Origin of the sequence: Clostridium kluyveri (assembly GCF_001902295.1) — a bacterium.
GTDB lineage: Bacteria > Bacillota > Clostridia > Clostridiales > Clostridiaceae > Clostridium_B > Clostridium_B kluyveri_B.
On sequence record NZ_CP018335.1, the window covers coordinates 1,131,967 to 1,157,574 of the forward strand.

The window sequence follows — 25,608 nt, forward strand, 5'->3', positions numbered from 1 at the left end:
CTATCCATGTAGTTAGTAATATTGGAGGAAAATAGTATGCACACCGAAAGACAAAAACATATAAGAAATTTTTCTATAGTAGCTCATATAGATCATGGCAAATCTACCTTAGCAGATAGATTAATTGAAAAGACAGGAACACTTACTGAAAGAGAAATGAATTCTCAAGTACTTGATAATATGGAACTAGAAAAAGAGAGAGGTATAACTATAAAATCTCAGGCTATAAGGCTTATATATAAAAGGGAAGACGGAGAAGAATATGTGTTAAACCTTATAGATACACCTGGACATGTGGATTTTAATTATGAAGTTTCAAGGAGTCTTGCAGCCTGTGAAGGAGCAATCCTGGTGGTGGATGCTACCCAGGGAATTCAGGCTCAAACTCTGGCAAATTGCTATTTGGCAATGGAGCATGACCTGGAAATACTGCCTGTGATAAATAAAATAGATCTTCCAAGCGCCAGGGCTGAGGAAGTAAAAGAAGAAATAGAAGATGTTATAGGAATAGAGGCTTCTGAAGCCCCTCTTGTTTCTGCAAAGACAGGCCTTAATATAGAACAGGTGCTAGAAGCAATAGTGGATAAAATACCATATCCACAGGGAGATGAGAATGCACCTTTAAAAGCACTTATATTTGATTCAAATTATGATAGTTATAAGGGTGTAGTTTGTCATATAAGAGTAAAAGAAGGCAATATTAAGCCTGGAGATGAAATAAAACTTATGGCCACTGGAAAGATATATGAAGTTACAGAGACAGGCATATTTGTTCCCAATTTTATGCCAAGAGCTGAATTAAGAGCGGGAGATGTAGGGTATTTTACTGCATCTATTAAAAATGTGAGAGATGCCCGGGTAGGTGATACTGTAACTGGAGCTAAGAATCAGGCAAAAGAGCCTTTAGAAGGATATAGACCTGTAATTTCTATGGTATACAGTGGTATATATCCTGTTGATGGAGCAAAATATGGAGAGTTAAAAGAAGCATTGGAAAAACTGCAGGTAAATGATGCAGCTTTAAATTTTGAGCCAGAAACTTCTGTGGCATTGGGCTTTGGATTTAGATGTGGATTTTTGGGGCTATTACATATGGATGTTATACAGGAAAGAGTAGAGCGGGAATTTAATTTGGACATAATAACTACAGCTCCATCTGTTATATATAAAATAGGAAAAACAGATGGTACAGTGGTAGAACTTACAAATCCTACTAACATGCCTCCTGTTTCAGAAATAAAATATATGGAGGAACCTATAGTAAAAGCATCTATAATAACTCCTTCTGAATATGTAGGGGCAGTAATGGAACTTGCACAAAACCGCAGGGGGATATTTCGGGATATGCAGTATATTGAAACCACAAGAGTATCCCTAAATTATGATATGCCCTTAAATGAGATAATATATAATTTTTTTGATGTTTTAAAATCCAGAACTAGAGGATATGCATCCTTAGATTATGAATTAAAAGGGTATAAGTCAGCTAAATTGGTGAGGCTTGATGTGCTTTTAAATGGAGATATGGTAGATGCATTATCTATGATTGTCCCTGAAGAGAGAGCCTATGATAGAGGAAGAGGCATAGCCGAGAAGCTGAAAGGCATAATTCCAAGGCAGCTTTTTGAAATACCTATACAAGCTGCTGTGGGTGGAAAAGTTATAGCAAGAGAAACAGTTAAAGCTATGAGAAAAGATGTACTTGCAAAATGTTATGGAGGAGACATATCAAGAAAGAGAAAGTTACTTGAAAAACAAAAAGAGGGAAAAAAGAGAATGAGACAGGTAGGAACGGTAGAAATCCCACAGGAAGCATTTATGGCTATACTGAAAACTGAAGAATAAGAGGTATTGTATGTATGATAATAAAGAAGTAAATTATAGTAATCCCCTATCTTTATATATACATATTCCATTTTGCAAGAAAAAGTGTTTCTATTGTGATTTTCCCTCTTATAGTGGAAAAGAAAATCTTATGATGGATTATTCAAAAGTATTGGCTAAAGATATAGAAACTATAGGAAACAGGGAAATAAACACTATATTTATAGGTGGGGGAACTCCCACCTATTTATCTTTAGATGCATGGTATAATATATATAAGTCTATACAAAAATTGAATACTACTGAAAATTTAGAATTTACAGTAGAAGGAAATCCAGGTACATTTACAAAGGAAAAACTTATATTTCTAAGGAATATGGGAGTCAACAGATTAAGTATAGGTCTTCAGGCCTGGCAAAATAATATGCTTAAAAATTTAGGAAGAGTTCATACTTTAGAGGATTTCTTAGAAGGATATAAAATGGCAAGAAGTTTAGGATTTTCAAATATAAATGTAGATCTTATATTTGGACTTCCAGGACAAACTTTAGAGATATGGAGAGATTGCCTGGAAAATGTAGTTGGAATTTCACCGGAGCATATATCCTGTTATAGCCTTATTGTGGAAAAAGGTACACCTTTCTATAATCTATATGGAGAAAACAAATTAAATCTTCCCTCAGAAGAAGAAGAGAGGGCAATGTATGATTTTACCTTGAAATTTCTCTTAAAAAAATGTTACAAGCAATATGAAATATCTAATTTTTGCAGAAAGGGTAATATGTGCAGGCATAATCTAGTATACTGGGATTTAAACCAGTATATAGGCTGTGGCGCAGGTGCACATTCCTATGTAGGGGGATATAGGTATAGAAATACAGAAAATATAGAACAATATATTTTGGAAGGTAATAGGGGAAATTTTTTAAAATTGGATAGGCATAAAAATTCTATTTATAATGATATGGAAGAGTTTATGTTTATGGGGCTTAGAAAAGTGAATGGAATTTCTATAAGTGACTTTAACAATAGATTTAGTAAAAATATCTATTCAGTATATGGAAATATAATAACTAAATATATAAATAATAAAATGTTAATATTAAGAGATGATAGACTATATTTAAGCAGAAGAGGAATAGAGGTATCTAACAGTATAATGTGTGAATTTATATTTAACTAATACCAAGTACATTAGATATCTTGAGAAAACATGAGAAAAAATCATGAATTTAGTTTTAAACCTGGTAAACTAAACTATTTACTTAAATAATATAATTTATATGATGTTGACAAAAAAAATTATGAGTGATATTTTTTAATCATGGTGATTAGCACTCAATGCTAACGAGTGCTAATAAAGAGGTGATATTATGGAAATAGATGAGAGAAAGATAAGAATACTTCAGGCCATAGTGAATGATTATATAAATACGGCAGAGCCTGTGGGATCTAGAACCATAGCTAAAAAATATAATTTAGGTGTGAGTTCAGCTACTATACGAAATGAAATGTCTGATCTGGAAGAGATGGGATATTTGGAACAGCTTCACAGCTCTTCTGGAAGAATACCTTCCAATAAGGGCTATAGACTATATGTGGATGAACTAATGCAAATACCAAATTTAACTCCTGAAGAACTTTATATAATAAAAAGTCAGATAATAGATGCTACTTTATTTGAAGTTGATAAAATAATAAAGCAAGCTATTAATCTTTTGTCAGAATTGACAAAACTTACTTCCATAGTAAAGGCACCCTCCATTAAAAAAGGGTATATAAAGCATATACAACTGATAAATATTGAATCCAGTAAAAATATATTATTAGTGATCATAGTTGATAGTGGGATTATAAAAAACAATTTAATAAAGGTAGGTAAGGCCATCACAGATGATGTGCTTGCTAAACTCAGCAATATATTAAATGCCAGACTGAAAAATCTAACTGCAGAGCAGATAAATTTAAAAGTTATAAATGATTTAAGGATAGATTTAAAGGGTTATGAAGATATATTTAATAATATAATATCTGCTTTATATGAAAGTTTAAACAGTGTAGATAATTCCCCAATATATATGCAGGGTACTACTAATATATTTAATTATCCAGAATATAAGGATATAGAAAAAGCAAAAGGATTTTTGTCTATGCTGGATAATAAAGATAAGGTAAGTGGATTATTAAATAGTGCTTCAAATATTTCAGTAAAGATAGGTGAAGAGAATTATATAGAGGGTGCAGAAAATTGTAGTGTAATATGTTCAGTTTATAGTCTCAATGGAAGACCTATAGGGGAAATTGGTGTAATAGGACCTACAAGGATGCCTTATTCAAAAGTTATATCAATATTAGAAAATGTAGTGAGGGAAATGAATTATATATTAAGTCATACTTATTCAGAGGAAAAGTAATTAGTCTTTTGATTTCCAATAGGGTTTTAAACTGCCTAGCATAGTGGTGTAAACTAGTTGTTTAAGTGGTGATAAAATATTAGATTGGAGGAAGTTTTTAAAATGTTAAAGGAAGAAGATAAAAATACATCGGATTTTCATGGTGATGTAGAGCAAGAGGTAAAGCAAGACAATAAAAATACAGGCTTTAAGGGCAATGAGAACTTGGAAAATGATATGGATTTAGAAACAGAAATAGATAAAGAAGAGGATGAAGTGGAAAATGTAGAAGAGGATGAGGTTTCAGAGGTAAATTTAGAGGAAGAATTGAAAAGTGAAAATATCAAATTGAAGTCTGAAAATGAAAAAATTCATAATGAATTTAAAACTCTGCAGGATAGACTATCAAGAACTGCGGCAGAATACGATAATTTCAGAAAAAGAACAGCTAAAGAGAAAGAAGCTATCTATTCTGATGCCTGCAGGGATATATTGAAGGAAATATTACCTGTTCTAGATAACCTTGAAAGAGCAGTGGAAGTAGAAGGGGATATGGATGACTTAAAAAAGGGTGTAGAAATGACGATCAGGCAATTTAATACCGCATTCGAAAAATTAAATGTAGAGGAAATTTCTACAGAAGGTGAGTTTGATCCTAATATTCATAATGCAGTTATGCACATAGAAGATGATAATTATGATAAAAATTCTATTGTAGAGGTGTTTCAAAAAGGATATAAAAGGGAAGATAAAATAATAAGGTATAGTATGGTTAAAGTGGCCAATTAAGTTTTCAATAGTATAAAGCTAAATTATATAAATAGGTATACAAGATAAATCTCAACTGAGTTAAATTTAGGAGGTAAATTAACATGTCAAAAGTAATAGGTATTGATTTAGGAACAACAAATTCTTGCGTTGCAGTTATGGAAGGTGGAGACCCGGTAGTAATAGCAAACTCAGAAGGTGCAAGAACAACTCCCTCTGTAGTATCTTTTCAGGCAAATGGAGAGAGATTAGTGGGGCAGGTTGCTAAAAGACAATCAATAACAAATCCTGATAAAACAATAATTTCAATAAAGAGGGAAATGGGAACAAATCATAAAGTTGATATAGATGGAAAACAATATACACCACAGGAAATATCTGCAATGGTACTTCAGAAAATAAAGGCAGATGCAGAAGCTTATTTGGGGGAAACTGTTACGCAGGCAGTTATAACAGTACCTGCATATTTTAATGACAGCCAGAGACAGGCAACTAAGGATGCAGGAAAAATCGCAGGACTTGAAGTACTTAGAATAATAAATGAACCCACAGCTGCAGCCCTTGCCTATGGAATGGATAAAATGGATACCAACCAGAAAATATTTGTATATGACTTAGGGGGAGGTACCTTTGATGTATCCATACTAGAGCTTGGAGATGGTGTATTTGAGGTTAAGGCCACAAATGGAGATACCCATTTGGGGGGAGATGATTTTGATAAGAAAATAATAGATTATATAGCGGATACTTTTAAGGCTGATAATGGTATAGATTTAAAAAATGATAAAATGGCTCTCCAAAGATTAAAGGAGGCTGCTGAAAAAGCTAAAATTGAGTTGTCATCTTCAACTCAAACCAACATAAATTTACCGTTTATCACAGCAGATGCCACAGGACCAAAGCATATAGACATGAGTTTAACAAGAGCAAAATTCAATGAACTTACACAGGATCTGGTTGACAGAACAATAGAACCTATGAGAAAAGCATTAAATGATGCAGGACTTACAATAAATGATATAAATAAAGTTATATTAGTAGGTGGATCTACAAGAATACCTGCTGTTCAAGAAGCGGTTAAAAGTTTTACAGGTAAAGAACCATCTAAAGGGGTTAACCCTGATGAGTGTGTGGCTATGGGTGCAGCTATCCAGGCAGGAGTTTTAACTGGGGATGTAAAAGATGTATTGCTTCTTGATGTAACTCCACTTACTCTTGGAATTGAAACTTTAGGAGGAGTTGCCACTCCTTTAATTGAGAGAAATACTACAATACCTACTAAGAAGAGTCAAGTATTTTCAACTGCAGCAGATGGTCAGACTTCTGTAGAAATCCATGTAGTTCAAGGAGAAAGACAAATGGCTGCAGATGATAAGACCCTTGGAAGATTTACTCTCTCAGGTATAGCTCCGGCTCCAAGAGGAGTGCCACAAATTGAAGTTACTTTTGATATAGACGCAAATGGTATAGTAAATGTATCTGCCAAAGATAAAGGAACTGGCAAGGAAGCTAATATTACAATTACAGCTTCTACTAATTTAAGTAATGATGAAATAGATAAGGCTGTAAAGGAAGCTGAAAAATTTGAAGAGCAAGACAAGAAGAGAAAAGAATCCATAGAGATAAAGAACAATGCAGATCAGGTAGTATATCAGACAGAGAAGACTTTAAAAGATTTAGGAGATAAAGTTTCAAGTGAAGATAAAAAAGCTATAGAAGAAAAAGTTGAAGCTGTTAAGAAAGTGAAAGATGGAGATGATCTTGAAGCAATTAAAAAGGCCACAGAAGATTTAACACAGACTTTCTATGGAATTTCGTCAAAAATATATAGTCAAAATGCTGAGCCAGGGGCAGATGGAGGAGCAAACCCAGGAGCAAACCCAGGTGGAACAACAGGAAATACAGATGCCAAAGATGACAATGTAGTTGACGCAGAGTATAAAGTAGATGATGATAAATAATATTTTCTCTTCACGATTATATAATAAATGTGTATAATAATAATAGTTAAGGGATGAGTTTTTAGCTCTTCCCTTAATTTAAGTAGAAATTGTAATTTATACTTTTGTTTTAGGTGGTGAAAAACACAAAAATGGCAAAAAAAGATTATTATGAAATTCTGGGACTGGATAAAGGAGCCAGTGATCAGGATATAAAAAAGGCTTTTAGAAAATTAGCATTAAAATACCACCCAGATAGAAATCCAAATGATAAGAAGGCAGAAGAGAAATTTAAAGAAATTAATGAAGCATATCAAGTACTTACAGATCCACAGAAAAGGGCCCAATATGATCAGTTTGGTACCACTGATTTTAATGGTGGAGGATTTCAAGGCGGTTTTGGAGGATTTGATTTTTCAGATCTGGGGGGATTTGGAGATATATTTGACTCCTTTTTTGGAGGTGGATTTTCTTCTGGAAGAAGAAAAAATGGACCAGAAAGAGGTTCTGATCTTGAATATACATTGAGTCTGACCTTTGAAGAGGCAGTTTTCGGTGTAGAAAAAGAGATATCTGTGACTAGAAATGAAAGATGTGAAGCTTGTAATGGCACAGGTGCAAAGAAAGGAAGTCATCCTCATACCTGTGATAAATGTAATGGTACAGGACAGGTTAGACATCAAAGAAGTACTCCACTTGGAAATTTTGTTACCATGACTACTTGTGATAAATGTGGTGGCAGGGGTACTATAATAAAAAATCCATGTGAAGAATGTAGGGGTAAGGGCATAGTAAGAAAGCATAGAAAGATAAAAGTAAAAGTTCCTGCAGGGGTAGATACTGGTAATATAATACCTATAAGAGGACAAGGAGAACATGGCAAAAATGGAGGCCCTTCAGGAGACCTTTATATAAATTTACGGGTTTCTCCCCACAGTAAGTTTAAAAGAAAGGGATTTGATATTTATCTAGATGCACATATTAGCTTTGGAAAAGCAGCACTTGGAACTAGTTTAAAAGTTCCATCCATAGATGGAGATGTTAAATATGAGATTCCACCCGGAACACAGCCGGGAACTGTGTTTAGATTAAAAGGGAAAGGTGTTCCTAAAGTTGACGGAAGAGGTAGGGGAGATCAATACGTTAATGTAATTGTAGATATACCTAAAAATTTAAATGAAAAACAAAAAGAAGCCCTCATGATGTTTATGGAAGCTAGTGGAGAAATTGAACCAAGGGATGTAGAAAAAAAATCATTTATCGACAAAATTTTCAAAAATGATTCCAAATAGAATTTTCAAAATTATAATAAGTAAATATACTGACAGTCTTCATATTATAACTGTCAGTATATTTACTTATGTAGGAGGAAGCATATGAGTAAAGAATGGATAGAGGTCTCCATAATTGTAAGCAGTGAAGCAGTAGAGGCTGTTTCAGGGATATTGTATAATACGGAAGTTGAAGGTATATCTATAGAAGATACAAAAGATATAGAGTTTAAGAAAAAACATCCTGGGGACTGGGATTATTTTGATGAAAGTCTATTAAAAGCTGAAGAGGGAGCAGTAATTAAAGCATACTATAGAGAAAGTGAAAGCTTTTATGGTTATTTAAAATACATAAAGGATAATATAAATAATTTAGAAAATTTGGGCATAGATAAAGGAAAAGGCCTGGTTGTAGCAAATAAAGTAAATGAAGAAGATTGGGAAAATGGATGGAAAAAGTACTATAAGCCCTATAGGGCTGGAGAGAAAATAGTGATAAAACCGCTTTGGGAAGAATATGAAAATAAAAAACAGGATATAGTAGTAGAAATTGATCCAGGTATGGCTTTTGGTACTGGAACTCATGAAACTACAAAAATGTGTATAAAGGCATTGGAGAAATATGTTAGGCCAGAGTCAAATGTATTTGATATAGGCACAGGCTCTGGAATATTAGCTATAACTGCTTCAAAGCTTGGAGCAAAAGAAGTTACTGCTGTGGATTTGGATCCTGTGGCTGTAGAGTCCGCCTTGAAAAATATAAGTTATAATAATATAAAAAATATAAAGGTATTCCATGGAGATCTTATGGAAGGAGTTCATGGAAAGGCAGATATTCTGGTTATAAATATAATTGCAGATGTGATTTTATCTCTGACAGAAGAAGTTAAAAAATTTCTAGTTTCAGAAGGAATTTTTATATGTTCCGGTATAATAATAGATAGAAAAGAAGAAGTGGCTGAAAATTTGAAAAATAATGGGTTTTGCATAAGAGAAATAAATGAAGATGGAGAATGGGTGTGTATAGTGTCAACTATCAAGTGATTTTTAGGGATAAAAAGGTGATTTAAAATGAATAAATTTTTTGTGCCCCAGGAGGATATAAATTTTAATACAGCACATATTAAAGGGGATGACTTAAAACACATACATAAGGTACTTAGACTGAAAATAGGAGATAAAGTAAACATAAATAACTGTCATGGAAAAGAGTTTTTAGGAGTAATAGCTAGTATAGAGAGAGAAAAAGTTACAGTAAATATTGTAGAAGAACTTAAATTATATAATGAAAGTCCCCTTAAAGTATATTTATTTCAAGGATTACCCAAATCCAGTAAAATGGATTTAATTGTACAGAAGGCCACTGAACTTGGAATTTGGGGGATAATTCCTATAATTACTAATAGAGTGGCAGTAAAAGGTGATTTTAAAGAATTTAAAAGGGTAGACAGATGGAATAAAATTGCACTGGAAGCCTGTAAACAGTGTAAAAGAAGTATAATACCTGCCGTGAAGCCTCCCATTTATTTTGAAGAACTTTTAAAATATTTATCCAATATGGATTTAATTGTAGTTCCATATGAAATGGAAAAATCTATTGGAATAAAAAAAGTAATAGACTCTATAGAATATAGAGCTTCTATAAGGGAAATAGCTATTGTAATTGGTCCAGAGGGAGGATTTGAAGAAGAAGAAATAGAAGAACTTAAAAATATTAGTTCTAAAATAGTAACTCTTGGTCCTAGAATACTTAGAACAGAAACTGCAGGATTTGTCTGTACAGCACTTCTTATGTATGAATTAGGAGATTTAGGAGGTCTTTGTTAGGTGGAACCAATTAATACAAATAGAGCAAATTTAACACTTTCAGGTAGTGAATTTTTTCGTCTGTATGGTAGAAAAAAAAGAGTGGCTATAGCTACTCTTGGCTGTAGAGTAAACCAGTATGAAACTGAAGCTATGGCTGAAAAGTTTATTGAAAAAGAGTATGAACTTGTGAATTTTGAGGAGTATGCTGATGTGTATGTGATAAATACTTGTACAGTAACCAATATGGGAGATAAAAAGTCAAGACAGATGATACATCGTGCTAAAAGAAAAAATTCCAGTGCTGTAATTGCTGTGGTGGGATGTTATTCACAAATTGCACCAGATGAAGTATCTAAAATAAATGGAGTAGATGTGGTTTTAGGAACTAAAAATAAGGGAGATATACTTTACTCTGTAAATAAGGCCTTTAAGGATGGAGAAAAGATAATAAAAGTCAGCGATGCCCTAAAAAATAAAGCATTTGAGGATTTAAATATAAGTGAATATCAAAATAGAACAAGAGCCTTTTTAAAAATCCAAGATGGATGTAATAGATTTTGTTCTTATTGTTTGATACCTTTTGCCAGAGGGCCTGTATGCAGTAAAGAACCTGATAAAATTATAGAGGAAGTAAGAAAACTTCAAGTTAATAATTTTAAAGAAATAATACTTTCAGGGATACATATTGCCTCTTATGGGGTAGACATAAGTGGAAATTGGAATCTTATTAAAATATTGGAAGAGATAGATAAGATAAAAGACATCGATAGAGTTAGAATAGGGTCCATAGATCCTAAATTTTTTACAGAAGATATTATAAATAGAATGGCAGGCCTGACAAAATTATGTCCTCATTTTCATCTTTCACTTCAAAGTGGATGTGACTCTACTTTAAATAGGATGAATAGAAAATATACTACCATGGAGTATGAGGAAATAGTGTATAAACTTCGGAACAGTATAAAAAATGTATCTATAACTACTGATATTATAGTTGGTTTTCCAGGAGAAACAGAAGAAGAATTTTATAAAACTTATAATTTTTTAAATAAAATAGAACTTTCCAAAATCCATGTATTTAAGTACAGCAGGAGAGAAGGTACTAAAGCTGCAAATATGAAAGATCAAATAGATGGCAAGATAAAGGATGAAAGAAGCAATAAAATTATAAAGTTAAATGAAAGACTGGAGAATAAGTTTATGAATAGATTTTTAGGTAATAACATGGATGTATTGTATGAACAAAAAGTTTCAGGAGATAAGATATATTATGAAGGATATACACCAAATTATATGAAGGTAATTGCAGAATCTGCAGAAGGTGAAAACTTAGAGGGTAAAGTTTTAAATACAAAGCTTCAAAGTGTAAAAGAAGGATATATTTTAGGAAGAATTAAAAATTTCATGTGATTTTAGAAGGATATTCATTATAAACTATTGAATTTATACAGTTAAAGGAGGTGAAATTTATGGAAGATTGTATTTTTTGTAAAATAATAAAAGGAGAAATACCTTCTGAAAAAGTATATGAAGATGATAAGGTGTTATGCTTTAAAGATATAGAGCCAGGTGCACCAGTACACGTACTTATAATACCTAAAAATCATATAGATAGTATAAATGACATCACTGAGGAGGATACTAAGCTTATTGCTTATATATACTTAATTGCAAAACAAATTGCAGTTAAATTAGGTATAGCAAATAAAGGATATAGAATTGTAACTAACTGTGGAAAAGAAGGAGGACAGACAGTACCACATGTTCATTTCCATATGTTAGGAGGTAGAACTTTAAAATGGCCTCCAGGCTAATATAGTACAATTATGTTTAATATAATCCGCCATGAAATTGTTGACAGTATCTAAAGATTTATTGTATAATGGCTATGTGCTATTTTACCCATGTTAACTGTATTTAATTTTTAAAATTAAATTGAGCTAGCGGAGGGAGGGATATAATATGTCAGAAATAAAAGTTGGAGAAAATGAAACTATAGAGAGTGCATTGAGAAGATTTAAGAGAAAATGTGCCAGAGCTGGTGTTCTTTCAGAAGTTAGGAAAAGAGAACATTATGAAAAGCCAAGTGTAAAAAGAAAGAAAAAATCAGAAGCTGCAAGAAAGAGAAAGTTTAAGTAGAATTTTTTGAAAGAGGGTATTAAACAATATGTCCCTTAAACAAAAATGCCGGAAATATGATTTAAAACTAATAAATAAGTTTAAATTAGATACTATAAGTATGGATAAATGGATTATTTCATTAAAGGAAAGACTGCAATCTATACTTGAATTTAAAAAAGGCAAAAAATGGGATTCGATTCGTAAGACGAGATCTGAAATAGGGATTTTGTTGAATTACCTTCCTCAGCAGTTAAGTAAGGAAAAACTTTCCGAAATTTTTAGGAAAGCAGTTGACAAGATGGGTGCAGAAAGCATAAAAGGTGAAAAATATTATGACAATTGTTGTACTTAGAAACTATTACTATGATATAAGATGGTAGGCTTGGGAGTCAAATAGTAAAAAATATTTAAATAAATATAAGAAGCTGGGAGTTATCTCAGCTTTTTTTATTTATCCCAAATTTATATGATTAAAGGAGAAGATAAATCAGTATACTTCTTAAATGTAGTTTAACCTTTAAGGAATTTATTATATATATGTTTCATAAATTAGTAAAGGCTATGTGTTTAATATAGATAAATTTTTAGAGGTGATACTATGGGAGACAAAATATATAATACAAAACGAAATATTGCAGATAAATTGGATTTGCCAAGAGATATAATTTTAAATATGCCTCAGATTAAAGTTACAGGAAATAATGAAATAGTAATAGAAAATCATAGAGGTATTGTATTGTTCGATGAAAATCAAATAAAAATTAATTCTGGTGTGGGCCTAATATCTATATATGGTAGTAAATTTGAAGTGCTTTTTATGGGGGGAAGTACTATAACTATAGGGGGGAGGTTTAATTCTATAGTTTATGAGGGAAATTAGTAAATTTAATATAGGACACTATAGAAAAGGAATTGTTTTAATTGAGATACAGTCGCTAATACCTGAAAAGTTTATCAACCTTATGTGGAAAAATAATATTTATATAAAAAATATAAAAAAGAAAAGTATTACCACTATGACTATGGAAATAAATTTAAAGGACTATTATAATATAAAAAATATAGCCCAAAAAACAGGAACTAAAATAAAAATAATTAAAAGGAGAGGGATCTTATTCTTAATAATCAAGCTTAAGAAGAGAATAACACTAGTAACGGGAATAATTTTATTTATAGTAATAATATATTATTTGTCTACATTTATATGGAGTATAGAAATTACTTCTGATAAAGGTCTTCCACCTTATATAATAAGACAACAATTAAAAAATTATGGAATAAAACCGGGGATTAATAAAAGTAAGGTAAACATATATAAAATAGAAGAAGAACTTATGAAAAACAATGATAGTATAATGTGGATAAAAGTAAGGATAGAGGGTTCTAAGTTAGCTGTAAAAACTATAGAAAGAAAATCTCCTCCTAATATAGTTAAAGAAGATAGTCCTTGTAATTTAGTGGCCAATAAAGATGGCAAAGTATTAAGAATATATACCACACTGGGCACTCCAGTTGTTAAAATAGGAGATGATGTAAAGAAAGGACAGATACTTGTAAAAGGGGAACAGGGGCAGGAATCTGCTACCTATAGTGTTGCTGCAGGAGGCTACGTCATATGCAGAACCCTATACGAAGATACAGAAACAGTAAGTATAAATAGTATAAAAAAACAAAGGACAGGCAAGAAAATACAAAATTATTATATTAGACTAGGGGGGAAAAAGCTATATTTTAAAAAAAATGATAACAAATTTAATAATTATGATAAAATAGAGGAAAGTAAATTTATGTTGACAAAGGAGACTTACTTTGAAGTTAAAGAAATCTCAGTAAAAGGGGACGTGCAGAAAATAGTAAAAGATACTGGAGATAAGTTATATAAGAAAATATGTTCTAACTTAGATAAATCTATAAATATTTTAGATAAAGTAGTTACTTATGAGCAAGGAGATTCCTATAAAGTTAAAGTTCAGGTTACAGCAGAAGAAAATATAGCAGTTCAGGATAAGATTGAGAATACAGATAAAGAACACTAATATCAAGATATAAAATAGAAAACAAAGGGTGATTTTCATTGAAAAAATTATCATTGAAAAGATTTTTTTTAAGTAAAAATATCAATAAAATAATTGTTTTTGTAGTAACTTTTATATTTATTTATTTTTTACTTGCCACTGGACTTACAGCAAAAAGATATAGCCTGAAGGTAGGGGATATTCCAAAGGTTGATATAAAGGCCCCAAGGGAAGTAAAAGATGAATTGTCCACAGATGCTAAACTGCAGCAGGCTGTTGATTCTGTACCCATTCAATATAATAAAAATCCTGAAGTGAAGACGAATATATTAAATAATCTAAATGGTTTTTTTACCAAAGCAAATCAATTGAAGGATTCACAGATAGAAGACAAGGATAAATTAGAAAAATTAAAAAGTGAATACAATATGAATATAACAGATGATACCTATAAAGTTGTAATAGCACTTGATAAAGATGATATGAAAAAACTTCAGGATTTCCTGCAGAAAACATTAGGTGATATATATGATGACAGCAATATAAGTGATGATACACAAAGTGATAATCAGGATGATATTAAAAAAGCCCAGGAAAACATATTATTAAAGGTAACCACTTCTGATTTATCTAAAGAGTTAAGAGCCTTAGCCACTAATATAGCATATTCTCAAATTTCACCTAATTTTTTTTATGATAAAGAAAAAACTGAGGAATTAAGGAAAGAAGCTGAAAAAAAAGTTTCTCCTGCTATGATAAAAAAAGATCAGACCATAGTAAAAGAAGGGGAACCGGTAACAGAACATCAAATACAAATATTAAAAGATTTAGGTCTTTTGGATAATAGTCCTTATTTTCAATGGCATATATATTTAGCATTGGCGGTATTGGTAATACTGGTATTATTATTGCAGTGGATTTATATTTATAAGTATCATGAAAAAGTTTTTGGGGATGTAAAACTAATTATCATGATAAATATATTAAACTGTATAGCCATATTGTTATCCAGAATTGTGGGAATGATTTCTCCATTTTTGATGCCTATTACTTTTATACCTATGATAATGGCACTGTTAGTTAATCATAGAATATCTTTAACATTAAGTGTGTTAAACTGTGTTTTGATAAATGTTGCGTTAGGTTTCAATTTAGATATAACTATATTAGCTATTGTAAATTCAGTGGTAGGGGCCATTATACTTAAGAAAATGCAGCAGAGAAATGATATATTAATTGTTTCTTTATACGTATTTATTATAAATATTACACTTACTTTTTCCATAGGATTTTTGCTCAGCAGCAATGTATTAGATGTAGTTCAAAAAAGTATATATACTGGAAGTGCGAGTATAGTTTCTGGGATTTTAGTTATAGGGTTTTTACCTTTATTTGAAAGTGTATTTGATATAGTAACTACTATAAAACTTCTAGAACTTTCAAATCCTAATGCACCGCTTTTAAAAAGATTGCTCATGGAGGCACCAGGAACTTATCATCACAGTATAATGGTAGGAAATTTGGCAGAAGTGGCTGCAGAAGAAGTAGGAGGTAATTCTCTCTTAGCCAGAGTGGCAGCTTATTATCATGATATAGGTAAAATAAAGAGACCCTATTTTTTCAGGGAAAATCAATTGGGAAAAGATAACCCGCATGATAAGCTAACACCTAACTTGAGTACCTTAATAATAATATCCCATGTAAAAGATGGCTCTGAAATGGCTAAAGAGTATAAACTACCTAAAATAATAAGGGATATTATAGAAGAACATCATGGTACATCTATTGTAAAGTATTTTTATTTAACTATGAAGAATTCAAGCGAAAAAATTGAGAACGTAAATGAAGATGATTTTAAATATTCAGGACCTATTCCTAAAACAAAAGAATCAGGTATAATAATGTTAGCTGATGGGGTGGAAGCGGCAGTAAGATCTATAAATGAACCTGATGAATTTAAAATTACACAGATGATAGATAACATATTTAAAGATAGGTTAAATGAGGGACAGCTTGATGACTGTGACCTTACTTTAAGGGATATAAGTAAAATAAAGAAAGCATTTTTAACAGTTTTAATTGGTATATACCACCATAGAATAGAATACCCGGAGGATAAGTTTTCTAAAAAACATGTGGAACAATTACAAAAATTTAATGTATTAAAGCAGGGAGGAAAAGAATGATTTTTCTAGATAACAGACAGGATAAAATAGAAGTAACACATAAGCTTGAAAAGATTGTTACAAGTAGTATAGAATGTGCTTTAAAGGAAGAGAAAGTGAATTTTCCCTGTGAAATAAGTGTTGTATTTGTAGATAATGAGAATATAAAAGATATAAATAGAGAAAATAGAAATATAGATAAAGTAACTGATGTTTTATCCTTTCCTATGCTGGAGTATCCAGAAGGTAAAGTATTTAAAGAGGTTTACTTAAATCATAAATTTCCTGAATATGATATGAATGATGGAAATTTAGTACTTGGAGACATTGTTGTATCTCTTGAAAAATGTGAAGAACAAAGTAGGGAATTTGAACATTCGTTTTTTAGGGAAACTTGTTATTTAATAGTGCATTCAGTTCTCCATCTTTTAGGGTATGATCATACAGAGGATAGTGATAAAAAAATCATGAGGGAAAGAGAAGAATGTATTCTAAAGAAGGTTAAATTGTGATTATGCAGCACTATGTGAATCTTAATTTGATAAAATGAGGAGTAGTCATGAAGGTAAAAAAGTTATTGGACAGTTTTAACTATGCTATTGAGGGGATAATATATTCTGTTAGAACCCAGAGAAATATGAGAATACACATGACAGTGGCTCTTTTAGTGTTGATTATATGCTTCTTTTATGACCTAAGTAAGGCAGAAATACTAGCTGTAATAATAACTATAAGCATGGTTATTATGGCTGAACTTTTTAATACCGCAGTAGAATTTGCAATAGATGCAACTACTAACTATTATCATCCACTGGCCAAAATATCAAAAAATGCAGCAGCAGGGGCAGTGCTTATTACTGCGGTAAATGCCATAGCTGTGGGTTTTATAGTATTTGGAGATAAACTGGAGTATATCAATTTTATAGTTATAAAGAAAGTTAGAAGTACAAGTCCTTATACTATATTTATAATATTAACAGTTGTATGTATAGCTACTATAGGTATAAAAGCCATATTTGGAGAGGGTACTCCCCTTAAAGGAGGTATGCCAAGTGGACACAGTGCTCTAGCTTTTTCCATAGCTACTACCATTGCTTTAATAACGGGAGAGTTAGCAGTAGTTATTTTAAGTTATCTTTTAGCCTTTATAGTAGCACAGAGCAGGGTAGATTCGGAAGCCCATTCTGTAATGGAGGTGATTTATGGAGGAATATTTGGAACCTTAGTAACGGCTTTTCTTTTTAGAATATTTGGATAGGAAAGTCTATTTAATCAGAAAGTCTATACTTTCAGGGGGAATAATATGGATTATAAGAAATTGATTTCTAAAGCTGTGGATGCGAAAAAACTTGCCTATGCTCCTTATTCCAAATTCAGAGTTGGAGCAGCTGTGCTAACAGGAGATGGAAATATATATACAGGCTGCAATATAGAAAATGTCTCTTATGGAGCCACTAACTGTGCAGAGAGAACTGCCATATTTAAGGCTATCTCAGAAGGACATAGGGATTTAAGGGCTATTGCAATAGCAGGATCAAATAAAGAATATACTTATCCCTGTGGTATATGCAGACAGGTAATTTCAGAGTTTGCGCGGGAAGATATGGAAATTATAATAGTAAAAAATGAAAATGAGTATATGGTAAAAAAGTTAGAAGAAATTTTACCCTATGCATTTATAAAAAAACATTTGGAAAATAGGGAGAAAGTTTATGATTAAATCAGGATTTATTACAATCATAGGAAGACCTAATGTAGGAAAATCTACATTGTTAAACAGTATTATGGGAGAAAAACTGTCTATTGTATCTTGTAAACCACAGACTACCAGAAATAGTATACAGACTATTTTAACTAAAGATGATTTTCAGTTGATCTTTGTAGATACACCGGGCATACATAAACCTAAACATAAGCTGGGAAATTATATGGTAAAAGTTGCGGAAAGTTCTGTGAAGGATGTGGATTTAATACTCTTTTTAATAACTCCTGATGTAGAAGCTGGAAAAGGAGATAGATATATTTTAGAACAACTTAAAAAGGAAAATATACCTGTATTTTTAGTGGTAAATAAGATAGATGAAAATCCACAGGAAAAAGTAGCTGAGACTCTAAAAAATTATTCAGAGATTTTTGATTTTGCTGAGATTATACCAATATCTGCATTAAAGCAAAAAAATGTGAAGGAACTTGTAGAACTTATGGTAAAGTATATGCCGGAGGGACCTAAATATTATCCGGATGATATGATTACAGATAAACAGGAAAAATTTGTAGTAGGTGAAATTATAAGAGAAAAAGCACTTAGACTTCTTTCAAAAGAAGTTCCTCATGGTATAGCTGTGGATATACTATCTATGAAAAAAAATTCAAATGGATTGTATAATATAGAAGCTACTATACTTTGTGAAAAAGAATCTCATAAGGGAATAATAATAGGGAAAAAAGGAGCTATGCTGAAAAAAATATCTACTTATGCCAGAGAAGATATTGAAAAATTTTTAGATTCAAAGGTTTATTTAGAGGTTTGGGTTAAAGTTAAAAAGGAATGGAGAGATAGTGATAGGCTGTTAAAGGAGTTAGGATATAAATAAATTAATATAGAAATTTATTTTAGAATAAGGGATATACTAAATTAAAGTGGGGGATGATTTTCTGGCTATATTTAAAACTAGGGCTATAATTATAAAGACGCAGGATATAAAAGAATCAGATAAGTTAGTATGGCTTTTTACTGAAAAACTTGGTAAAATATCTACTATAGCTAAAGGTTCTAAAAAGAGCAGAAGTCCACTATTTTCTACTACTCTTCAGTTTTGCTATGGAGATTATGTGGTTTATAAAGGGAAAAGTTTGTATGTTATAAATGAAAGTAGTTTAATAGACTCATTTCAAGATTTATTAAATGACTTAAATGATTTAACTTATGCTTCGTATTTTTGTGAACTTACAGATATAGCAATGGATGATGGGGAGAGTAGCAGAGAACTTTTTAGGTATTTGGCTACTTCTTTTTATCTTATAAGAAGTCACGCAGTAGATATTGAAACATTAGCAAGAACTTTTGAATTGAAAATTTTAAAGACTACAGGATATGGACTTAATTTTGACTATTGTGCTTTATGCAGAAAAAAAATAACATCTTTTGAGTATCTACACCTCCAATATTTAGGAGGGATTTGTAGAGAATGTGACAAAGAAAACAGTATGCATATAAGTTATTCTACCTGTAGTGCATTAAAGTACCTGTCTAGTATTTCTATGGAAAATGTGTATAAGGTTGTTTTAACTAAAGAGGTGAAAGAAGAATTATATAAAGTTTTGACACTTATTATTTCTCAAAATTATTTTAGGAAACCTAAAAGTTTAGATATTTTAAGGAATCTTATAAGTTTTGAAAAGAATAAAGTCTAAAAAAGGAGAGAAAAATATGAGTGAAGTAACATTAGAAAAAATTGATATTATAAGAGAAAGAACTGGAGTGACTTATTCAGAAGCAAAAGAGGCATTGGAATTTTGTGATGCCAATGTAGTTGATGCACTTATATATATAGAACAAAATAAAAAATCTTATAAAGATAATTTGTACACAACAAAAGATGAATTTCTACAATGGATAAAAGATCTGGTGAATAAGGGAAATGTAAATAGGATAAAAATAAAAAAAGATGACAGAGTAGTAGTGGATATTCCTGTGAATGCAGGTATTGCTGCAACATTAACGGCTCTTGTATGGCCACCACTTATAGCTATAGGTATATTAACTGCTGTAATTACTAAAGTAACTATAGAAATAACTAGAGATGATGGAACAGTAGAGATAGTGAACAAGATAATAAAAAATGGAGTTAAAAATACAGTAAATGATATGAAAGATAAGGTATATGATGCAGCCTCTTCAGTTAAGGATAAATTCTCCAATAAAGAAAAAGAAGAGGATAAGAACACATATAAATATACTGTAAAGTTCGATGATATAGATGAGGAAGAAAAAGAGTATGGCGGGGATAATGAGGAACACAAAGAGTAAATATTATGTTTATAACATATAATCAAGGACAGATGTATTAAAGACTATTGTTTGTGTAAATATGGATAGTAATAGTTTTAATTATAATGACAATTTTCAGTAAAGAATGAAATCATATACTATTCACCCACATATATATGGTATAATGACTATAGGAAATTAACTTTGGGAACTTATACTAAATTCCTCTTAGTAAATGTTTGCACAATTATTTGATTTACTATATAGAGAGAGGGTGGACATCATTAAACTATCATCAAGGCAAGAGAAAATAATAGAATTAGTAAAGGAACATGCACCTATAACCAGCGGACAGCTTGCAAATAAATTAAATGTTACAAGAGCAGCACTTAGACCAGATTTAGCTATACTTACCATGACAGGTATATTAGAGGCAAAGCCTAAGGTGGGATATATATATTCTAAAAAACCTTCATACAGTTTAATATATGACTATATTATGAATATAAAGGTAAAGGATATAATGTCAAAACCTGTAATGCTGGATGAAAATACTACAGTGTATGATGCCATAGTATACTTATTTTTAAATGATGTAGGAACTTTATTTATAGAGAATAAGGGAGTTCTTACAGGAGCTGTTTCAAGGAAGGATTTTTTAAAGATAGCTATAGGAAGTAGTGATATGCATAAAATACCAGTGGGAATAATAATGACTAGAATGCCTAACATTGTGTTTGTAGAAAAAGAAAATGCTGCGTACCTGGCAGCTCAGAAGATAATGGAACATGAGGTGGATAGCCTTCCCGTGGTAGAGAGATCCTATGATGAATCAAATAATGAAATTCTTAAAATTATAGGAAAAGTTTCGAAGACAAATATAACAAGACTTTTTGTAAAAATAGGGGAAAATAAATAGAGTCAATGGGCAGTTTAATACCTGCTCATATTTATAAAAATGTATGTAAAATCTTGCAAATAAAGGAGAATGTGTCCTATGGAAAATAAAAAGTATGTGTATCTCTTTAATGAAGGAAATGCCAGTATGAAAAATTTATTGGGAGGTAAAGGAGCTAATTTAGCTGAAATGACAAATTTAGGAATACCCGTTCCCGCTGGCTTTACTATATCTACAGAAGCATGTATTAAGTATTATGAAGATGGAAAAGTAATATCATCTTATATTATAGATCAAATTTATGCCTCATTGAAAGGTATAGAAGGGATTACAGGTAAAAAATTTGGAAGTGTAGAAAATCCACTTTTAGTTTCAGTAAGATCGGGAGCTAGGGTTTCCATGCCTGGAATGATGGATACTATACTGAATTTGGGGTTAAATGATGATACTGTAAAAGGTTTAGCCAAGTTAACTGGCAATGAAAGATTTGCTTACGATTCTTATAGAAGGTTTATTCAGATGTTTTCCGATGTAGTCAAAGGTATTGAGAAGAGGAAATTTGAGGATATACTAGAAGATACCAAAGATGCAAAAGGTGTTGAGTTCGACAAGGATTTAGATTCATCTGATTTAATTAATATAATTAAAAAGTTTAAAGAGCTTTATAGAGATGAAATAGGGAAAGATTTTCCACAGGAACCTAAGCAGCAGTTAATTCAGTCTGTTACAGCTGTTTTTGACTCTTGGGAAAATCCAAGAGCTGTAGTTTATAGAAGACTTAATGATATTTCAGGAAAATGGGGAACTGCAGTAAATGTTCAATCCATGGTATTTGGAAATATGGGAGAAACTTCAGGCACGGGAGTTGCATTTACAAGAAATCCTGCTACAGGAGAAAAATCCATATTTGGGGAATATCTTATAAATGCACAGGGAGAAGATGTAGTTGCAGGTATAAGAACGCCAGAACCTATAACTAAGTTAAAAGAGGATCTTCCAGAGTGTTATTCAGAGTTTATGGATATAGCTCAAAAGTTGGAAAACCACTATAAGGATATGCAGGATATGGAGTTCACCATAGAACAGGGTACTTTGTATTTCCTTCAGACCAGAAATGGAAAAAGAACAGCTCAGTCTGCTCTTAAAATAGCAGTGGATATGGTAGAAGAAGGTCTTATTACTAGAGAAGAAGCAATACTTAAAGTGGAGCCTAAACAATTGGATACTCTGCTTCATCCTAATTTTCACAGTGAGGAATTGAAAAAGGCAACTGTAATAGCTAAAGGGCTTCCAGCATCTCCGGGAGCTGCTTGTGGCAAAATATATTTTACAGCAGAAGATGCCAAAAGGCACCATGATGAAGGTGAAAAAGTAATACTTGTAAGACTTGAAACATCTCCAGAGGATATTGAAGGAATGGCAGCTTCAGAAGGAATACTTACCATTAGAGGAGGAATGACATCTCATGCTGCTGTTGTAGCCAGAGGTATGGGAATCTGTTGTGTAGCTGGATGCGGCGGCCTAATCATAGATGAAAGTACCAAAAGCCTGCGAACCCCCAATAAAGTTTATAAAGAGGGAGACTACATATCATTAGATGGAAGTACCGGAAATGTATATGGAGAATCTATAAAAACAGTATCACCTGAGATATCTGGATATTTTGAAATTTTTATGGAATGGGCAGATAATATAAGGTATTTAAAGGTTAGGACAAATGCGGATACACCAAGGGATGCTAAACAGGCTATTGAATTTGGAGCTGAAGGAATAGGGCTCTGCAGAACAGAGCATATGTTTTTTGATGAAGACAGAATAGCGGAAGTAAGAGAAATGATAGTGTCAAAAACAGAAGAACAGAGAAGAAAAGCATTAAGTAAACTGCTTCCGAGACAAAAGGGAGACTTTATTGGAATATATGAAGCTATGGAAGATAAACCTGTAACAATTAGATTTTTAGATCCACCATTACATGAATTCCTACCAACTGAAACTGAGGATATAAAAAATCTAGCCCAGGACATGGGTATAAGCTTTCAGGAGCTAAAAGACACCATAGACTCACTGCATGAATTTAATCCTATGATGGGACATAGAGGTTGTAGATTGACTGTTTCATATCCTGAAATAGCAGAGATGCAAACTAGAGCCATAATTGAAGCTGCTATAGATGTTAAGAAAAGAAAAGGGTATAATATAGTACCTGAAATAATGATACCTCTTGTAGGAGAAATAAAAGAGTTAAAATATGTTAAAGATATAGTTGTAAAAGTAGCAGATGAAATAATACAAAAAGAAAAAGTAGATTTAAAGTATAAAGTTGGAACTATGATAGAAATTCCTAGGGCTGCCCTTACAGCAGATGAAATAGCAAAAGAAGCGGAATTCTTTTCATTTGGTACTAATGATTTAACCCAAATGACTTTTGGATTCTCAAGAGATGATGCGGGCAAATTCCTAAATGATTACTACGAAAAGAAAGTGTATGAGTTTGATCCTTTTGAAAAATTAGATCAGATTGGAGTAGGAAAGCTGGTTGAAATGTCTGTGGAGTTAGGTAAGAAAACAAGGCCGGATATACATCTTGGAATATGTGGAGAACATGGAGGAGATCCTTCTTCAGTAGAATTTTTCCACAATGTAGGGCTTGATTATGTATCTTGTTCTCCTTTTAGAGTTCCAGTAGCAAGATTAGCAGCAGCACAGGCTCAGGTAAAACATCCAAGACCAAGTTCAAAGTAAAATGAATGGTTGTAAGAGTGGTTGAAAAGCCTTATATAATAAGGGTTTAGAGGTATTTGTATTATAAGAGTTATAGGGTATTGAAACTTTAAATTAGTAGTTAATTTTAGTTTCAATGCCCTATTTTAGTTGTAAAGTGTTATTATATAACGAAATTCGTATAAAAATATGGTATTATAGAACACTTTTTGTCTTTAATTATGGAACACTTTTTTGGTAAAATAGAGATGGAAGAAATCCAATTGTTGGTATTATCATATAATTAAGATGAAAAACCATTTAGTAGTTGTCTCTGAAAGTGATTAAAGCTAGATTAGGGTATATAATAGGTGAAAAATTCAATATCATAATGATATTCACTTGGATTAAGTAAAAAAGATGAAAATCATAAAAAATTAAAGAGAGTACATTGCTGGAGGTACAGGATAAGTTTATAAGTAAGGCTGATGAGGAGTTGCATGGATTATTCGTAGAGTATGGAGATATCATAAATATCGAGATGGCAATTATATATAGGGTAATTTACATATGCGCTTTCAAGGATGCCTTGAGGTCTAATGCTGATTTCTGTTTTTCTTATATATTCTCAACAAGCTGTTAAGAACAATGTTTAATTTTTTAATCATGAGTAATATCAAGTATAAAGGGGGAAAATTCATGAAGATATTAATTATTGGAAGCAAAAACCGATATCTAAGATATATGCCAAATATAAAATTCGTACAAGACTGCGAAAAAGTCTATATACCAAGAGATTATTCTCAGACAGAAATTTTGGATCGAGCAAAGAATGCCAATGCAATCATTATTGATGCTATTGCAAAACTACCCGAAGAAATAATTGATCAGATGCCGAACCTCAAAATTATACAGTCAGAGGGAGTAGCCTATAACGGAATCGATTATCGGGCGGCAAAGCAAAGAGGTATATATGTCTGCAATTGTAAAGGTGCGAATGCAAGTTCTGTAGCAGAACAAACCATCCTCCTTATGCTGGCACTACTCCGAAGTATGGTTATCGCTGATCGAATTGAACGTGAAGGGCATCAAATCGAATTGAAGGAACATTTGATGCTGGAAGGTATCACGGAACTGGGCGACTGTAAAATTGGTCTGATTGGATTTGGCGATATTGCCAAGGCGACAGCAAAACGGTTGGCTCCATTCGGTTGCAAAATTTTTTACTATACGAAACAGCCGAAATCGCATGATGTGGAAAAAGAATTTCAAGTTTCCTATTTAGGAAGAAAGGAACTGGTTAGTAGCTGCGATATTGTTAGTATTCATTGTCCGGTGACTCCAGAAACTACTGATATGGTTAACACTGAATTTTTATCCCACATGAAGCATAGTTCTTATCTGATTAATACTGCGCGGGGAGAAATTGTGGATAACCAAGCGTTGTATAATGCCATAGTTTCTGAACAAATCAGTGGGGCAGGCTTGGATACGGTTTATCCAGAACCGACCACCAAGGATAATGTTCTACTGAATCTTCCGGGAAAATATGCGGAGCGAATTATTTTTTCACCTCATATAGGTGGTATCACGACGAGCTTTTTCCGCCGTGCCCATGCCTTTGGCTGGAACAATGTAGCAAAAGCTTTGAAAGGTGAAAGACCGGAATTTATTGTGAATGGATTATAATGGCGCTTCTAAATAAAGGGGGGG

General features: G+C 32.0%; 24 protein-coding genes. All 24 read left to right on the plus strand.

Annotated elements, in window-relative coordinates; translation table 11 throughout:
- Positions 1-36: 36 nt before the first annotated feature.
- The 24 genes from lepA to BS101_RS05870 all read left to right on the plus strand — a co-directional run bounded on the left by lepA (position 37) and on the right by BS101_RS05870 (position 25,584).
- A complete protein-coding gene (lepA, locus tag BS101_RS05750; RefSeq protein WP_073537954.1) occupies positions 37-1,845 on the plus strand; it encodes a translation elongation factor 4 in 1,809 nt (602 codons plus the stop codon).
- A 10-nt stretch (positions 1,846-1,855) separates the two neighbouring features.
- Positions 1,856-3,007 carry a radical SAM family heme chaperone HemW gene (hemW, locus tag BS101_RS05755; RefSeq protein ID WP_073537955.1) on the plus strand — a complete coding sequence of 384 codons (1,152 nt, stop codon included), beginning with the start codon at positions 1,856-1,858 and terminating at the stop codon, positions 3,005-3,007.
- A 190-nt stretch (positions 3,008-3,197) separates the two neighbouring features.
- Entirely contained in the window at positions 3,198-4,238 is a 1,041-nt protein-coding gene (gene hrcA, locus BS101_RS05760) for a heat-inducible transcriptional repressor HrcA (RefSeq protein WP_073537956.1), read from the plus strand.
- Positions 4,239-4,340: 102 nt separating this feature from the next.
- Positions 4,341-5,006 carry a nucleotide exchange factor GrpE gene (gene grpE, locus BS101_RS05765; protein WP_073537957.1) on the plus strand — a complete coding sequence of 222 codons (666 nt, stop codon included), beginning with the start codon at positions 4,341-4,343 and terminating at the stop codon, positions 5,004-5,006.
- Between the two features lie 83 nt (positions 5,007-5,089).
- Positions 5,090-6,946, plus strand: a complete 1,857-nt coding sequence (gene dnaK, locus BS101_RS05770) for a molecular chaperone DnaK (protein ID WP_073537958.1) — start codon at positions 5,090-5,092, stop codon at positions 6,944-6,946.
- A gap of 131 nt (positions 6,947-7,077) precedes the next feature.
- Positions 7,078-8,217: a molecular chaperone DnaJ gene (gene dnaJ, locus BS101_RS05775; protein ID WP_073537959.1), complete on the plus strand. Its 1,140-nt coding sequence runs from the start codon at positions 7,078-7,080 to the stop codon at positions 8,215-8,217.
- Between the two features lie 84 nt (positions 8,218-8,301).
- Positions 8,302-9,240, plus strand: a complete 939-nt coding sequence (gene prmA / locus BS101_RS05780) for a 50S ribosomal protein L11 methyltransferase (RefSeq protein WP_073537960.1) — start codon at positions 8,302-8,304, stop codon at positions 9,238-9,240.
- A gap of 27 nt (positions 9,241-9,267) precedes the next feature.
- Positions 9,268-10,023, plus strand: coding sequence for a 16S rRNA (uracil(1498)-N(3))-methyltransferase (locus BS101_RS05785; protein WP_073537961.1), 756 nt, complete (start codon positions 9,268-9,270; stop codon positions 10,021-10,023).
- Positions 10,024-10,083: 60 nt separating this feature from the next.
- A complete protein-coding gene (gene mtaB, locus BS101_RS05790) occupies positions 10,084-11,415 on the plus strand; it encodes a tRNA (N(6)-L-threonylcarbamoyladenosine(37)-C(2))-methylthiotransferase MtaB (RefSeq protein WP_073541160.1) in 1,332 nt (443 codons plus the stop codon).
- A gap of 59 nt (positions 11,416-11,474) precedes the next feature.
- Complete coding sequence (locus tag BS101_RS05795) at positions 11,475-11,819, plus strand: histidine triad nucleotide-binding protein (protein ID WP_073537962.1); 345 nt, start codon at positions 11,475-11,477, stop codon at positions 11,817-11,819.
- 148 nt (positions 11,820-11,967) lie between these two features.
- Entirely contained in the window at positions 11,968-12,144 is a 177-nt protein-coding gene (gene rpsU / locus BS101_RS05800) for a 30S ribosomal protein S21 (RefSeq protein ID WP_007061146.1), read from the plus strand.
- A 28-nt stretch (positions 12,145-12,172) separates the two neighbouring features.
- On the plus strand, positions 12,173-12,478 hold the full coding sequence (locus BS101_RS05805; protein WP_073537963.1) for a GatB/YqeY domain-containing protein: 306 nt from the start codon (positions 12,173-12,175) through the stop codon (positions 12,476-12,478).
- Positions 12,479-12,724: 246 nt separating this feature from the next.
- Positions 12,725-13,006, plus strand: coding sequence for a sporulation protein YqfC (gene yqfC / locus BS101_RS05810; protein ID WP_012101289.1), 282 nt, complete (start codon positions 12,725-12,727; stop codon positions 13,004-13,006).
- Positions 12,993-14,162, plus strand: a complete 1,170-nt coding sequence (yqfD, locus tag BS101_RS05815; RefSeq protein WP_073537964.1) for a sporulation protein YqfD — start codon at positions 12,993-12,995, stop codon at positions 14,160-14,162. The genes yqfC and yqfD overlap by 14 nt, the downstream gene beginning before the upstream one ends.
- A gap of 38 nt (positions 14,163-14,200) precedes the next feature.
- Positions 14,201-16,327 (plus strand): HD family phosphohydrolase, encoded by a 2,127-nt coding sequence (locus BS101_RS05820; RefSeq protein WP_073537965.1) that lies wholly within the window; start codon positions 14,201-14,203, stop codon positions 16,325-16,327.
- A complete protein-coding gene (gene ybeY / locus BS101_RS05825) occupies positions 16,324-16,818 on the plus strand; it encodes an rRNA maturation RNase YbeY (RefSeq protein ID WP_073537966.1) in 495 nt (164 codons plus the stop codon). The genes BS101_RS05820 and ybeY overlap by 4 nt, the downstream gene beginning before the upstream one ends.
- A gap of 47 nt (positions 16,819-16,865) precedes the next feature.
- Entirely contained in the window at positions 16,866-17,564 is a 699-nt protein-coding gene (locus BS101_RS05830) for a diacylglycerol kinase (RefSeq protein WP_073537967.1), read from the plus strand.
- A 45-nt stretch (positions 17,565-17,609) separates the two neighbouring features.
- Positions 17,610-18,026, plus strand: coding sequence for a cytidine deaminase (locus BS101_RS05835; RefSeq protein WP_073537968.1), 417 nt, complete (start codon positions 17,610-17,612; stop codon positions 18,024-18,026).
- Entirely contained in the window at positions 18,019-18,900 is an 882-nt protein-coding gene (era, locus tag BS101_RS05840; protein ID WP_073537969.1) for a GTPase Era, read from the plus strand. Before BS101_RS05835 ends, era begins: the two co-directional genes overlap by 8 nt.
- 46 nt (positions 18,901-18,946) lie before the next feature.
- Entirely contained in the window at positions 18,947-19,720 is a 774-nt protein-coding gene (gene recO, locus BS101_RS05845; protein ID WP_073537970.1) for a DNA repair protein RecO, read from the plus strand.
- Between the two features lie 16 nt (positions 19,721-19,736).
- Positions 19,737-20,336, plus strand: coding sequence for a DUF4342 domain-containing protein (locus tag BS101_RS05850; protein ID WP_012101297.1), 600 nt, complete (start codon positions 19,737-19,739; stop codon positions 20,334-20,336).
- A gap of 235 nt (positions 20,337-20,571) precedes the next feature.
- Positions 20,572-21,216, plus strand: a complete 645-nt coding sequence (locus tag BS101_RS05855; protein WP_073541162.1) for a helix-turn-helix transcriptional regulator — start codon at positions 20,572-20,574, stop codon at positions 21,214-21,216.
- 78 nt (positions 21,217-21,294) lie between these two features.
- Positions 21,295-23,937 (plus strand): pyruvate, phosphate dikinase, encoded by a 2,643-nt coding sequence (gene ppdK, locus BS101_RS05860; RefSeq protein ID WP_073537971.1) that lies wholly within the window; start codon positions 21,295-21,297, stop codon positions 23,935-23,937.
- Between the two features lie 657 nt (positions 23,938-24,594).
- A complete protein-coding gene (locus tag BS101_RS05870) occupies positions 24,595-25,584 on the plus strand; it encodes an NAD(P)-dependent oxidoreductase (RefSeq protein ID WP_073537973.1) in 990 nt (329 codons plus the stop codon).
- Positions 25,585-25,608 lie beyond the last annotated feature (24 nt).